This window comes from Pseudomonas sp. O230, from assembly GCF_045447035.1.
Classification (GTDB): Bacteria; Pseudomonadota; Gammaproteobacteria; order Pseudomonadales; family Pseudomonadaceae; genus Aquipseudomonas.
Genome location: NZ_JBJGXN010000005.1, coordinates 1 through 14,048, shown reverse-complemented (window position 1 = coordinate 14,048; position 14,048 = coordinate 1). Strand labels below are relative to the sequence as shown.

13 protein-coding genes are annotated in these 14,048 nt (G+C 60.4%); 4 read left to right on the top strand and 9 right to left on the bottom strand.

Annotation, left to right across the window (positions count from 1 at the left end; genetic code table 11):
- The first annotated feature begins 143 nt into the window (after positions 1–143).
- The gene (locus tag ACI77H_RS11355; RefSeq protein ID WP_007914492.1) at positions 144–272 is read left to right on the top strand and encodes a PA1414 family protein; all 129 of its coding nucleotides are present in this window, start codon (positions 144–146) and stop codon (positions 270–272) included.
- A 94-nt stretch (positions 273–366) separates the two neighbouring features.
- Here ACI77H_RS11355 and ACI77H_RS11350 read toward each other — a convergent pair whose 3' ends face one another.
- The 6 genes from ACI77H_RS11350 to speB form a co-directional block, all read right to left on the bottom strand.
- Entirely contained in the window at positions 367–618 is a 252-nt protein-coding gene (locus ACI77H_RS11350; RefSeq protein ID WP_407011996.1) for an acyl carrier protein, read from the bottom strand.
- Between the two features lie 55 nt (positions 619–673).
- Positions 674–1,399 carry an MBL fold metallo-hydrolase gene (locus ACI77H_RS11345; RefSeq protein WP_407011995.1) on the bottom strand — a complete coding sequence of 242 codons (726 nt, stop codon included), beginning with the start codon at positions 1,397–1,399 and terminating at the stop codon, positions 674–676.
- A gap of 85 nt (positions 1,400–1,484) precedes the next feature.
- Entirely contained in the window at positions 1,485–2,864 is a 1,380-nt protein-coding gene (locus ACI77H_RS11340; RefSeq protein ID WP_407011994.1) for a sodium:solute symporter, read from the bottom strand.
- A 156-nt stretch (positions 2,865–3,020) separates the two neighbouring features.
- Positions 3,021–4,532 carry a purine-cytosine permease family protein gene (locus ACI77H_RS11335; RefSeq protein WP_407011993.1) on the bottom strand — a complete coding sequence of 504 codons (1,512 nt, stop codon included), beginning with the start codon at positions 4,530–4,532 and terminating at the stop codon, positions 3,021–3,023.
- 54 nt (positions 4,533–4,586) lie between these two features.
- The gene (locus ACI77H_RS11330; protein ID WP_407011992.1) at positions 4,587–5,009 is read right to left on the bottom strand and encodes a YybH family protein; all 423 of its coding nucleotides are present in this window, start codon (positions 5,007–5,009) and stop codon (positions 4,587–4,589) included.
- Between the two features lie 9 nt (positions 5,010–5,018).
- Positions 5,019–5,969: an agmatinase gene (gene speB / locus ACI77H_RS11325; protein WP_407011991.1), complete on the bottom strand. Its 951-nt coding sequence runs from the start codon at positions 5,967–5,969 to the stop codon at positions 5,019–5,021.
- Between the two features lie 329 nt (positions 5,970–6,298).
- On the opposite strand from speB, the gene ACI77H_RS11320 reads away from it, so the two are divergent.
- Positions 6,299–7,192: a LysR family transcriptional regulator gene (locus tag ACI77H_RS11320; protein WP_008034255.1), complete on the top strand. Its 894-nt coding sequence runs from the start codon at positions 6,299–6,301 to the stop codon at positions 7,190–7,192.
- A gap of 4 nt (positions 7,193–7,196) precedes the next feature.
- On the top strand, positions 7,197–7,793 hold the full coding sequence (locus ACI77H_RS11315) for a tRNA-uridine aminocarboxypropyltransferase (protein WP_407011990.1): 597 nt from the start codon (positions 7,197–7,199) through the stop codon (positions 7,791–7,793).
- Between the two features lie 147 nt (positions 7,794–7,940).
- On the opposite strand, the gene ACI77H_RS11310 is transcribed toward ACI77H_RS11315, so the two are convergent.
- Genes ACI77H_RS11310 through ACI77H_RS11300 form a run of 3 tightly spaced genes read right to left on the bottom strand, consistent with a single transcriptional unit; the run spans position 7,941 to position 12,854 of the window.
- Entirely contained in the window at positions 7,941–9,308 is a 1,368-nt protein-coding gene (locus ACI77H_RS11310) for an HlyD family type I secretion periplasmic adaptor subunit (protein WP_407011989.1), read from the bottom strand.
- 9 nt (positions 9,309–9,317) lie between these two features.
- The gene (locus tag ACI77H_RS11305) at positions 9,318–11,477 is read right to left on the bottom strand and encodes a type I secretion system permease/ATPase (RefSeq protein WP_407011988.1); all 2,160 of its coding nucleotides are present in this window, start codon (positions 11,475–11,477) and stop codon (positions 9,318–9,320) included.
- Between the two features lie 18 nt (positions 11,478–11,495).
- Positions 11,496–12,854, bottom strand: coding sequence for a TolC family outer membrane protein (locus ACI77H_RS11300; protein WP_407011987.1), 1,359 nt, complete (start codon positions 12,852–12,854; stop codon positions 11,496–11,498).
- A gap of 594 nt (positions 12,855–13,448) precedes the next feature.
- On the opposite strand from ACI77H_RS11300, the gene ACI77H_RS11295 reads away from it, so the two are divergent.
- A partial coding sequence (locus ACI77H_RS11295; protein ID WP_407011986.1) for a retention module-containing protein occupies positions 13,449–14,048 on the top strand: 600 nt, incomplete at its 3' end.

The following is a 14,048-nucleotide window of genomic DNA, read 5'->3' as shown; positions in this document are numbered from 1 at the left end:
TTGAACTAATGGTCAGGTATTTGGATCAATTCAGTAACAGATCATTGCGGATTTTGCTGAGCATTGCTTAGGACTTCGGACTATTATCAGTGCGAAGGGGCTACAGAATTTCAGCCGCTCGGCACTACCCTGAAGGGGGCACCATGAAAGAGAAAATTCAAAACTGGCTGCATGACCTGGGTGTCGCACTCGGTTTGATCGAACCGCCTCTGCAACCTGTGCCTATTCGCACTGACGACGAACAGCGCCGACGCCAGCAGCGTCGGCGGTAACGTCAAGGTCTGGATGACCGCAGCCGTGTTGTAGCCGCTGCCAAAGGCTGCGTTCGGCTGCGTAGCAGGCGTAAATTCAAAAACCGGGCGGAAATCACTGCCGCCCGATCTCCATCAAAAACCGACTCAGATCATTCGCCGTCCTGGCGCTCCTGAGCATCCGGTCTTCCTCAGCGGTAAACGCCGTCAACCCCAGTTCATCTTCCAGATGGAACATCAGGTCTTCGATGTCCGCTTTATCCAGGCCCAGTTCCGCCAGGCTGGCGTTATCGTCGAAGTCATCCTGACGTTCCAGCAAGCGGCTGATGTACTGATGAACGGCAGCACGCACGGCGGCTCTTTTCATGGTCGTTCTTCGAGGGCGTTATTGTTGTTGTCCCTGAGGTTGAGTACAGCAGGCCTCAGCCATGCATGCGCTGCCATTCATCAATCATCGTGCGCAGATGCTCCCCGGAAAAACTCCCGAAATGCCCGCCATGCACCGTGCGGATTGGCAACGCGCGCAAGCGTTGCAGACTGCGCGCGTAATCGTCGAGGTTGGAATGGTAGGCGTCTTCGATCAGCGGCCCGTCATAGATGATGTCGCCGCTGAACAGGGTTTCGGTCGCGGCTTCGTACAGGCTGATGCCTCCCGGTGAATGCCCCGGCGTGTGCAGCACCTGCAACACGCGATTGCCCAGATCCAGCACGTCACCTTCCTCAATCATCCCCGTGGCCGGTGCGGCTTTGACACGGTACTCGGCGTAACACAGCGGGCAATCGGGGTGAGCCTCGAACATGTCGTCGCCGACGAACGCCCGGCTCAAGTCGTTTTCGCCGTCAGGTGCCGCAAGGATGTCGGCCTCGGCGGGATGCACCAGGCGTTCGGCAAATTCGTGATGACCGGCAATGTGGTCGAAATGGCAATGACTGGCCACGGCCACCAGCGGCCGCTCGGTGATCCACGGCAGTTGCTCGCGCAGGCTCACCAGCCCGGAGCCGCTGTCCAGCAGCAGGTCCTTGTCACGGCCCTGAATGTGCCAGAGGTTGCAGCGGTAGAAGGGGCGGATGTACGGCTCGTGAATCAGGCGGATGCCGTCGCTGAGCTGTTTGACCTCGAACCACTGATCGCGAGAAACAATCTTCATCAAAGGTTTTCTCCAGACGAAAAAAAACGGGTGTGGCAACCGACGTCACACCCGTCGAAGAAAGCATCAAGTCGTTATGTTCAGCTTAGGCGGCGCTGGCCACCACTGCCGGGCGAGGGGACAGCAAGCTGACCAGCACAAAGCTCACCAGGCCCACGCCGAGGCTGTAGTAGATCGGGGTGTTGGCGTCCATACCGTCCTTGATCATGAACAACAGCGCAGTGGCGAAGCCCATGCCCATGCTGGCGATAGCGCCGGCGGTGGTTGCGCGTTTCCAGAAAATTGCACCGATCAGCGGGATCAGCATGCCGCCCACCAACAGGTTGTAAGCCAGGGTCAGCGCGCTGATCACGTCGTTGACCACCAGTGCGATACCCAGCACCACGAAACCGGTCAGCAAGGTGAACAGGCGGTTGATGCCCAGGCTCGACTGTTTGCCGCCGCGCAGTTTCGGCAACAGGTCTTCGGTCAAGGTGGTGGCAGCGGCGAGCAGGCCGGCGCTGGCGGTGGACATCATGGCGGCCAGTGCGGCAGCGATCACCAGGCCACGGATACCGTCCGGCAGGGACAGTTTGACGATGGCGGCGAAGGCGTTGTTGACGTTGTCCAGGTCCGGGATCAGCACATGAGCAGCCATGCCGATCAGGGCGCAGGCCAGTCCATAAAGGATGCAGTAGAAACCTGCGAATGTACCGGCGACCTGAGCCACTTTGGCGCTCTTGACGGTGAACACACGCTGCCAGATGTCTTGGCCGATCAGGATCCCGAAGAAGTAGATCATGAAGTAGGTGATGATGGTGTCCCAGCCAATCGTGGTGAAGCTGAAGGCGGATGCCGGCAGTTTCAACACCAACTCATCCCAACCACCGACGCGGTACAGGCAAATTGGCAACAGGATGAACATCAGGCCTACGGTCTTGATGACGAACTGGACGATGTCAGTCAGGGTCAGGGACCACATGCCGCCGATCGCCGAATAAATCACCACCACGCCACCGCCGACCAATATCGATAGCCAGAACGGCAGGTCGAACAACACTTGCAGCACGGTGCCGATGGCCAGGATCGAAACGACGCCGATCATCAGTGCATACGCCAGCATGATCACCGCGCTCGCGGTGCGGGCCATCGGGTTGTAGCGTTTTTCCAGCACCTGGGTAACGGTGTAGATTTTCAGTTTCAGCAGCGGTTTGGCGAGGAACAGGTTCAGCGCAACAATCCCGCAACCGAGGGCCGCGCAGAGCCAGAAACCGGAAATGCCATGGACGTAGCCCAGCCGTACGGTGCCGACGGTAGATGCGCCGCCCAGAACGGTAGCGGCCATGGTGCCCATGTACAGGCTCGGGCCGAGGTTACGACCGGCGACCAAAAAGTCTTCGTTTGTCTTGGCCTTGCGCATGCCGTAGTAGCCGAGTATCAGCATCGCGGCGGCGTAGATGAGTACGACGAATAAATCCAAAGCCATTCTGGCGTGTCTCCGATTGTCTTTTTTATGGTGAGGCGAAAATCAATCCCTTGTGGGAGCGGGCTTGCTCGCGAAGACGGCGGCACATTCAATAATGATGTGACTGACGGATCGCTTTCGCGAGCAAGCCCGCTCCCACAGGGGGAGTGCGTTGAATCAGGCGGCTTGTCGCAACGCCGGTTTACCGAGCGAATCCGTGCCCTTGCTGCGTGGATCATTCGGTCCGAACACAGTTGCCGATTCCGGGAACAGGCTCAGCAGCGCCAGGTACACCAGCGACGCCAGGCCGAGGGTCACCGGCAGGCTGATGTCGATGCCACCGGCCAAATTGCCCAGGACGCCGACGAATTGCCCTGGCAGGTTCACAAAGCACAAACCGACCAATGCACTCGGGATCCAGGCACCCAGCCCACGCCAGTTCCAGCCGTGGGTGAACCAGTAACGACCGCCTTTCTCGCCGCGGGTGAACACTTGCAGGTCATCCGGGCAGTAGAAACCGCGGCGCACCAGCAGGCCGATGATCATGATCACCATCCACGGGGTGGTGCAGGTGATGATCAGCACAGCGAAGGTCGACACGCTCTGCACCAGGTTTGCCGCAAAGCGCCCGATGAAGATAAAGGCAATCGACATCACTCCGATCAACAGGGTGGCCTTGACCCGCGACAGCACTCGCGGGAACACGCTGGACATGTCCAGCCCGGTGCCATAAAGCGAGGTGGTGCCGGTGGACATGCCGCCGATCACCGCAATCAGGCACACCGGCAGGAAGAACCAGCTCGGCGAAACGGCCAGCAGGCCGCCGACGTAGTTGTTCGCAGCGATGTAGTCCGGCGCCTTGATCGCGACGATGGTCGCGGTGGCGAGGCCGAACAGGAACGGGATGAACGTTGCGATCTGCGAGATCACCACCGCGGCCATGATCCGGCGCTTGGAGGTTTCACGCGGGATGTAACGCGACCAGTCACCGAGGAACGCGCCGAAGGAAATCGGGTTGCTCATCGCCACCAGCGCGGCGCCGATAAAGGCTGCCCAGAAGCCGGGTTGACCCATGCTCACGGTGCCGGCGTAGTTCACATCGAAAGGACCGGCGAAGGCGAAGATGCCCAGCAGGAACAGGAGGCTGGCGCTCCACACCGCGATCTTGTTGACCCACAGCAGGAAACGGAAACCGTAGATGCACACGGTCAGCACCAGGATCGCGAACAGACCGTAGGCCAGGCCCAGGGTCAGGTCGGTTTCCGGCAGGCCGATCAGGCGTTTCGCCCCACCGATCAGCGCATCACCCGAACTCCACACCGAGAGCGAGAAGAAAGCGATGGCGGTCAACAGTGACAGAAACGAACCGACGATCCGCCCGTGCACGCCGAAGTGCGCACCGGAAGACACGGCGTTGTTGGTGCCATTGATCGGGCCGAACAGGCCCATGGGCGCGAGGATCAGCGAACCCAGCAACACGCCCAGCACAATCGCGCAGACGCCCGCCTGAAAGGACAAGCCGAACAGTACCGGGAAACTGCCGAGCACGGCGGTGGCAAAGGTGTTGGAACCGCCGAAGATCATCCGGAACAAGTCCGTCGGGCCTGCGGTGCGTTCGTTGTCCGGGATCTGTTCGACCCCGTAGGTTTCAATGTGCGTAAGGCTTTGGTCGTTGTTGTTGTTATTCATGATCTGCTCCGATCATAAAGGCGCGCTCATCGTGTGTGAGCGTCACCTGTTTGGCTAAGGGGATGGCAGCCCTTCCGGCATTGCGGACAAATGTTCGTGGCAGGCCAGCCATAGGCCTTGTTGTTTTTGGCCAGACGCTTGTTTCTTGAAAACAATCGTCTCGCGCTCCTGGCTGAAGTGTTGCTCCCCTTGCATGCGCAGCTCGGTGGCGACGTCATGGATGAAAATCGCGACGTCACCTTGCAGGCTGACGAAAGCGTTGCTCGAGGTGCACGACAGCACCTCGAAACTATCCTCGGCACGCCAGGTGTCCCACAACGCCTGATAGGCATCGCGCGACAGCAGAGGCTGTTCGAGGGTGTAGAAGACGAAGCTGGCATCGGCGCTGAAGGCGCCGAAGTAAGCTTCGCGATCATTGCGGGCAAAGGCTGCCACCAGATCGGCGGCCGCCTGCAAAACCTGATCACGTTCGTTCATGACCAATCCTCAGCGATGGACCACGCCAGGCAGTACGCAGAGCATTTCGTACAGCAGGTTGGCGCCCAGCAGCGAGGTATTGCCGGAGGTGTCGTACGCGGGCGAGACTTCTACCAGGTCGCAACCGACCAGGTCGAGACCCTGGCAGCCACGAACGATCTCGATCGCCTGAATGGTGGTCAGGCCGCCGATTTCCGGGGTGCCGGTGCCAGGTGCCCAGGCCGGGTCGATACCGTCGATATCGAAGCTCAGGTACACCGGACCGCCGCCGACTTTCTCGCGAACTTCGGCCATCAAAGGAGCCAGGGATTTGTGCCAGCATTCTTCGGCCTGAACCACACGGAAGCCCTGGTTGCGGCTCCAGTTGAAGTCGTCGGCGGTGTAGCCCTGGGCGCGCAGGCCAATTTGCACCACGCGGTCGCAATCCAGAAGACCCTCTTCGACGGCGCGACGGAAGGTGGTGCCGTGGGCGATTTTCTCGCCGAACATGTGATCATTCACATCGGCGTGCGCGTCGATGTGCACCAGGCCGACCTTGCCGTGTTTTTTGTGGATGGCACGCAGGATCGGCAGGGTGATGGTGTGGTCGCCGCCGAGGGTCAGGGGGATCACATCGTGTTCAAGGATATTGTCGTAAGACTCTTCGATGATCCGCACGGCGTCGAGCAGGTTGAAGGTGTTGATCGCGATGTCGCCGATGTCGGCAACCGACAGCGAGTCAAACGGTGCAGCGCCGGTGGCCATGTTGTACGGGCGAATCATTACCGATTCAGCGCGGATTTCACGTGGCCCGAAACGGGTGCCGGGGCGCAGGGAAGTGCCGATGTCCAGCGGGATGCCGATAAAGGCAGCGTCCAGGCCGGCAGCGGTGGGTACATGCGGCAGTCGTAGCATGGTGGCGATGCCGCCGAAGCGCGGCATTTCGTTGCCGCCCAGTGGTTGGTGAAGAATCTTGTCCACGGGTAGGGCCTCATCGTCGTTGTTTTATTTATGTCGGTTGCACCGCACCGGGGAGGTTCGGGCACCGTTAGGGGTTGATTCTGCGAAATGTAGTGGTCGGGAAGAATCGCTACGGGCAAATACTTAGTTCAGATTTTTCTAAACTAATGCCTTGGCTGGCGATAGACTTCAAGATCACCACAGACCCTGTGGGAGCGGGCTTGCCCGCGAATGCGGTGGATCAGGCACCATTGATTCGAATGACACGCCGCCTTCGCGGGCAAGCCCGCTCCCACAGGGTCAATGTTTTTACCGAGACAGCGCGCGTAACCTTGCGACAGGAACTCCCCATGGCCAACGCTTTACCCGACCTGAAACTGTTGCGCATCTTCGTCAGCGTAGTCCGCCATCAGGGGTTCGCCAACGCACAGCAAGAGCTCAACCTCTCAACCTCGGCGATCAGCACCTACATGAGCCAGCTCGAGGCAGCCCTTGGCCTGGTGCTCTGCCATCGCGGGCGTGGCGGGTTCAGCCTGACCAGCAAAGGCGAGCTGTTCCATCAGGAAACCCTGCGCCTGCTCGGCGAACTCGAAGGCTTCGAGCAATACGCGGCGGCGCTGAAGGGCGAGTTGCGCGGTACGCTGAACCTTGGCGTCATCGACTCCACCGTCAGCGACAAAGCCTTGCCGTTCGCCGAAGCCATCGGCGCCTACAGCCAGGAACACCCGGCCGTGCATTTGCACTTGTCGGTGATGAGCCCGTACGAGCTGCAACTCGGCGTACAGGACAATCGCCTCGACCTCGCCATCGGCGCGTTTTCCACGCGCATGAGCGGGCTGGTCTACATGCCGTTGTACCGCGAACAGCACTGGCTGTATTGCAGCAGCCGCCATCCGTTGTTCACCGAGCGGCGCATCCCCGAGCAAGTCATCACCCAGCAGCGCATGGTCGGCCGTGGCTATTGGAGCCAGGCCGAACTGGCGCGCCACGGCTTCAAGCACAGTGCCGCGACCGTGGAAAGTATGGAGGCGCAACTGATTCTGGTGCTGTCCGGCGCCTACATCGGTTACCTGCCGGAGCATTACGCCCAGGCCTGGGCCGACAAGGGTGATTTGCGCGTGTTGCTGCCGGCGACCTTCGGTTACCAGGCGCCGTTCTCGATGATCATGCGCCGGGGCCGCAGCCGCGAACCGTTGATCCAGACCTTCCGCGATCTGCTCAAAGCACAACTCAATCAGGCTTGAGAACATGTCCAGAATCCAATGCCCGCGCTGCCTGCGTCCGCAAACCCACTGCCTGTGCCCACTGATCCCGAGCCTCGACAGCCGCACTCGGGTGTTGCTGTTGCAGCATCCGAGCGAAGTGAACCACGCGCTGAACACGGCGCGGCTGGCGGCGTTGGGCTTGAACAATGCCGAGTTGATTGTGGGTGAGGTGTTCGAGGATTTGCCGGCGCTGTTGAATCAGCCAGGCTATCAAGCTCGGTTGTTGTTTCCGGCGGAGGAGGCGCAGCCGTTGCAGGCTTATACCGCGAATGATCAACCGCTGCTGTTGGTGGTTCCGGACGGCACCTGGCGCAAGGCGCGCAAAATGCTGCACCTCAATCCGTTGCTGGCGGCGTTGCCCCGCGTGACCTTGGTGGAGGGCGGTGTGTCGCGGTATCGCTTGCGCAAGGCGCCGGGGCCGGGTGCGTTGTCGACGGTGGAGGCGATTGTGCAGGCGTTACAGGCGTTGGAAGCACCTGTCAGTTTCGAGCCGTTGTTGAAACCGTTCGAGGCGTTGATCGAAGCGCAGATTGCGGCGATGGGGGAGGAGGTTTTCCAGCGTAATCATGGGCCAAAATAATTGTTGTTCGTGCTGGCCCCTTCGCGGGCAAGCCCGCTCCCACAGGGATTTTCGTCGTACACAAATTATGTGAACACCCCAAAAACCTGTGGGAGCGTGCTTGCCCGCGAAGACGGCCGAACAATCACCGACAACTTCGAATGTTGACTACCTTTCCCGCATCGCCTCCGTCCGCGCTTTAAGCACCGGCTTCAGCAAGTAATCCAGCACACTTTTCTCACCCGTGATGATGTCCACCGTGGCCACCATCCCCGGAATGATCAGCAGCGGTTTCACATCCCCACCCAAGTGGTTCTTATCGGTCCGCACCTGAATCAGATAAAAACTGTTGCCCTTGTCATCGGTAATCGTGTCTGCCCCGATCAGCTCAAGCTTGGCACTCAACCCACCATAAATCGTGTAGTCATACGCACTGAACTTGACCATCGCTTTCTGCCCCGGATGCAGGAACGCCACGTCCTGCGGCCGCACCTTGGCTTCGATCAGCAGGTTGTCTTCGATGGGCACGATTTCCACCATGTCGCTGCCCGGCTGGACCACGCCGCCGATGGTGTTGACCTTCAGCACTTTGATAATCCCGTGCACCGGCGAGACCACCGTCGTGCGGCTCACGCGGTCGTCGATGGCGATGCTCGACGCGGTGATTTTCGACAGGTCGGTGCGTTTTTCATTCAGCTCTTTCGCCGCGTCCGAGCGGAAGGATTGTTCCGATTCGTCGATCTTGCTTTTGATCTCGTTGATCGCCGATTCGGCGCGAGGAATCGCCAGCGTCGTGGCATTCAGCGAACCGCGAATCTCCACCGCGCTGCGTTTGAGCCGCAGGATTTCCACCGGCGACACCGCGCCGGTGCCCACCAGCGGCGCAGACATGTTCATCTCCTGTTGCAGCAGTGCCAGGCTGGAACTGTATTGCCCCTGTTTCGAGCGGAACTCCGCCAGTTCCTGGGTTTTCTGCCGCAGTTGTTCGGTCAGCGTGCGTTGCTCGCTGGCCAGGCGACGTTGCCGTTGTTCGTACAGCGAGCGCTCGTCTTCGGCGACTTGCGGGGCCTTGGCGATCACCTCCGGCGACAACTTGAACGGCCGTCCCTCGGCCTCGGCGGACAGGCGTTCGACCTGCGCGGTCAACGCATAACGATCGGCCTCGCTTTCTCCCTTGTTCGACAGAAAGCGCGTGTCATCCAGGCGCAGCAGGGTGTCGCCCTTGTTCACCATTTGCCCTTCGCGCACGAAAATCTCGGTGACGATGCCGCCCTCGAGGTTCTGGATCACCTGCACCTTGCTCGACGGAATCGCCTTGCCTTCGCCCATGGTGACTTCCTGCAACACGGCGAACTTGGCCCAGACCACCGCACTGATGATCAACGCAGCGGCGAGCCACACGGTGATCCGAGACCAGCGCGGGGAATCCTGCAATGAGGCGCCGGCCGTTTCCGGCATGAACTCGCTTTCGGCACTTTTAGTGAAGCTGTCGAAGTACCCGCGTGTCTTCGACGTTACAGGCAGGGAATTAGGCATGGCGGACTCCTAGACGGCCGCAGAGCCGACGCGGCCCTTGCGCAGTGCATCGATGACCGCTTCTTTCGGACCGTCGGCGACGATCCTCCCGTTGTCCAGCACCACCAGCCGATCCACCAGGCTCAGCATCGAGGTGCGGTGAGTCACCAGCAGCAAGGTTTTGCCCTGGACCCAACCGTGGAGTTTTTGCCGCAGGACATCTTCGCTGCTGTTGTCCATGGCGCTGGTGGGTTCGTCGAGCAGCATGATCGGCGGGTCGAGCAACAAGGCGCGGGCCAGCAACACCGCCTGACGTTGACCGCCCGACAGCAATTGCCCGCGTTCGCCGACCGGCCGGTCAAACCCTTGCGGATGTTGACGTGCGAGTTCGGTCACACCGGTCAGTTCCGCCACTTCCAGCATCCGCGAATCGCTGATGTAACGCGCGCCGAGGGTCAGGTTGTCGCGCAGGCTGCCGGCCAGCAGCGGCAGGTCATGGGCAACGTAACCGATCTGTTGGCGCAGGTCGGCAACGTCCAGTTGCCGCAGGTCCAGGCCATCGAGCAACAACTGGCCTTCTTCCGGTTCGTAGAAACCCATCAGCAGTCGCCCCAGGGTGCTTTTGCCCGAACCGCTGCGCCCGATGATGCCGACCCGTTCACCGGGTTTCAGGCTGAAACTGATGTTGGCCAGTGCGGGCGCATTCTGGCCGTTGTAGTGAAAGGTCACGCCGCTGACGTCGAGGGCGCCTTGCAGTTGCGTGCGTTCCAGCGGTCGCTGTTTGGCGTCGCGCTCTTGCGGCAGGCCCATCAGCGCATCGGTGCTTTTCATCGTCAGTTGCGCTTGCTGATAGCGCGTGATCAGCCCGGCGATCTGCCCCAACGGCGCGAGCACGCGGCTGCCGAGCATGTAGGTCGCCACCAGTGCGCCGACGCTGAGGTTGCCGGCGATGATGCTGTAGACCCCGGCGACGATGGTCGCCATGCCGGAGAACTGCTGGATGAATAAAGTGCCGTTGGTGGCCAGCGCCGACAGGTTGCGCGCATGGCTGTCGAGGCGGGTGAGGGCGCCGTGGGTGCTTTCCCATTTGTGCTGGCGTTCACTTTCGGCGCTGCAAGCCTTGAGGGTTTCCAGGCCGCCGAGGGTTTCGATCAGCAGGGCCTGGCGTTCGGCACCGAGGGTCAGGCTTTTTTGCACGGTGTCGCGCAGCCGCACCTGAATCACCATCGCGAACAGGATGGTGATCGGAAACGCCAGCAACGGAATGATCACCAGCCAGCCACCGAGCAGGCCGATCACCACCAGCATCAGCACGGCGAAGGGCAGGTCGATCAGGCTGGTCAGGGTTACGGCGGTGAGGAATTCGCGCAGGCCCTGGAAGTCATGAATGCTTTGGGCGAAACCACCGATGGTCGCCGGGCGCGCTTTCATCGACATGCCGGTGATGCGTTCGAACAGCGTGGCGGACAGGATCACGTCGGTTTTCTTCCCGGCGGTGTCCAGCAAATGCGCGCGGACTACCCGCAATGCCAGCTCGAAACCGGTGCCGATCAGCAAACCGATGGACAACACCCACAGGGTCGACGTGGCCTGGTTCGGCACCACCCGGTCGTAGGTTTGCATGACGAACAGCGGCACCATCAGCCCCAGCAGGTTGATCAGGAAACTCGCCAGGATCGCATCGCTGTACAGCCATTTCGACAGCTTCAAAGTGTCGCGAAACCACGCCTCCACACGCGGCACCAGCGGCGAGCGCAGGTCTTCGAGTTCATGCCGTGGCCGGGCGAACAAGGCTTGGCCGCTGTAGTTTTCGGCCAACTCTTCACGGCTGACCCATTGCTCGCCGCCGTCGGCTTCGCTCGGCAGAATCAGCAAGCGGCCGTCATCGCCGAAGCGACGCAGGATGGCGGTGCGGCCGTTGTTGAGGATCAGCATCACGGGCAGGTTGAGCGCGGAAATGTCGTCCAGTTCGCGGCGAAGCAAACGCGCCTGCAAACTGGCCCGGGCCGCTGCGCGCGGCAGCAGGTCCAGGCTCAGGCGTTGGTGTGCCATTGGCAGCCCGGCACTCAGGCTGGCGCGACTGACCGTCGCGCCATGAAGTTTGCAGAGAATCAGCAGCCCGTCCAGAAGCGGGTCATCGAAGCTCAGCCGCGGATCGACACCATTGTTGCCGGGTTCCATGCTGGTCACATTGATCGCTCCAGTGCACTACTTCAATTCAGGCAGACGGGCTTCGTTTTTCACTTCGGTCCGGGCGATTGCATCGGCGGGCAGCACCACCCGTTGTTTGCTCAGTAACTGGCCCATGTTCGCCAGCACGCGGTACATCGAGTATTCCTCGGTGTAGCGCACTTCGGTGTAGCGGCGGTTGGCGTTGTAGAGTTCATTTTCACTGTCGAGCACGTCGAGCAGGGTCCGTTGGCCAAGGCCGAACTGGTCCTGATATGCCGCCCGAACGCGGGTGGTGGTTTCAGCGTATTCGCGGGCGGTCGGGGTTTGTTTTTTCGCGTTGACCATGGCGTTCCAGGCCAGGTGAATGTTCTCGTTGAGCTGGCGCAGGGCGTTGTTGCGGATGTCCATGGCCTGGTTGATCTTGTGCGCGTCAGACGCCAGCCGTGCCTTGTCGCTGCCGCCACGGAACAGGTTGTAGTTCATCACGACGCCGACGCGCCATTCGTTGTCGTGGCCTTCTTCACCGGCGATGTTGTTGTTTGCGCCCACCGCCGCTTCAGCGTCGAAGCGCGGGTAGAACGGTGACTTGGCAACTTCGTACTGGCTCTCGGCCGATTGCACGTCAGCCTGGGCCGATTTCAGGTACGGGTTGTTGTCGACCATGCTCTGTTGGGCATCCTGGATCGTGGCCGGCAGTTCGCCGCGAATCGACGGCAGGGTTTCCAGTTCATCGGGCAAGCGCCCGGTGACGGCGTAGAAATTTGCTTCGGCATCGGCCAGATCGACTTCGGCGGTGTCGAGGTTGTTCTCCGCAAGTGCCCGACGTGCCACGGATTGATCGGCGTCGGCGTTGCTGCCGATGCCGCGCTGGGTACGCAGGCCGATCTGGTCGTTGACCCGCAGGTGGGCTTGCAGGTTGTTCTTGGCCAGGGTCACCAATTCGCGGCGCTTGAGCACGTCGAGGTAGACCTCGATGGTGCGCAGGGCCAGGTCCTGAGCGGTGCCCTGAGCGTAATAGGCCCGGGAGTTGACCACGCCTTTGGTGCGCTCGACTTCGTTGGCCGTGTTGAAACCGTCGAAGAGCATCTGCCGCAGGCGCAGTTCCGATTGGGTGTAGTTGAGGATTTCCGTGTGGTGATTGCCCAAGGCCCGGGTGTTGGTGTTATCGCTGTACCCGCGCCCGTACGAGGCATTCAGATCCACGGATGGATAAAAGCCACCCTTGGCGACTTTCACGTCTTCATCCGCCGACAGACGGCTGTCCACCCGCGACGCCAGTTCCGGGTGGGTTGCAATAGTGCTCTGGATCGCCTCGGTCAGTGACATGGCCTGAGCCTGAGAACTACAGGCCATGGCCAATAAAATCGCGCTGCAGATAGGGTTCAATCGGCGCATGGGTACATCTCCCTGAGTCCTAATGGTGCTTATTGGTCGCCAATTTATTGACGACATTTATAGGTAAAACCGTTTCATGCCTGTAACAACAGAGCTAAGAACATTCTGGGAGAAACCTAAGAAGGATTTCTCATAAGGGTTATGCCAAAAAAAACTTATGCGCTCTGCAAAATCCAGCACATTGTTCAAGTCGAAAGCCCTTGATTTGTGAGCGTTAGGGCGCTCAAAAGGGTCAATGGAATGTTCTACCCACTTATCGATATAGGGCGTAGAAGTGCTGGAGGGGAGGGACGCGAAACGGTTTTTTTAGTGACGGTTTTTTGTCACTTGATTGATTCAGAACCGTTACGCATCACTCACTGGACGAGGTGTTGCCGAACAGGAGCCCGATGCCTTTGATTGCAGAGGGTTTTTTTTCCCGAACCGGACACCGCGCCCGTGAGCGACACGCTTGGCGAGAGAGTCGCCAGGACAGCGGCTTGGTGTTGACCCGCCGCTGCCCGGTAGATGTTCGCTGGCTATCCGCTTGACCCATGAGCACGTTCTTCGCAAACAACAGGATGCCGACAGCGGTTGGCAGCGGAGGAAGTGCACATGGCTACGCTCATCGGTATCGTCAGTAAGGTCATTGGTCAGGTATTCGCCCAGGGGAGCGACGGCACCCGGCGTGTACTGATCGAGGGGGATCGCCTGTATACCGGCGATCAACTGATCACCGGTGCCGAAGGCGCGGTGGCGGTGCATCTGCAAAATGGCCAGGAACTGACGCTCGGGCGTGGCAGCAGTCTGCAAATGAATCCTCAGTTGCTCGCGGATCACGCGCCGCATGTGGACACCACTGAGGCGACCACGCCGAGTCAGGCGCAATTGACCGATGTTGAGCAACTGCAAAAAGCCATCGCTGCCGGCGATGACCCGACCCAAACCGCTGAAGCGACTGCGGCAGGTCCGGGCACACCGGGTGCGCCCGGCGGCGCATTGGGTGGCGGTCATAATTTTGTGCTGCTGGAGGAAGTGGCCGGGCGGGTCGATCCGACCATCGGTTTTCCCACCGCAGGCTTCAACGGTATCCCCGAAATTCCCCTGGAGCGTCTGGCCGGCGATCCGGACAATGGCGGCAACGCGCCCGCTGCGGCGATTGTTGCTGATACCCCGGATCGTCCGGACGTTCCTGATACTCCGGACAACCCTGTC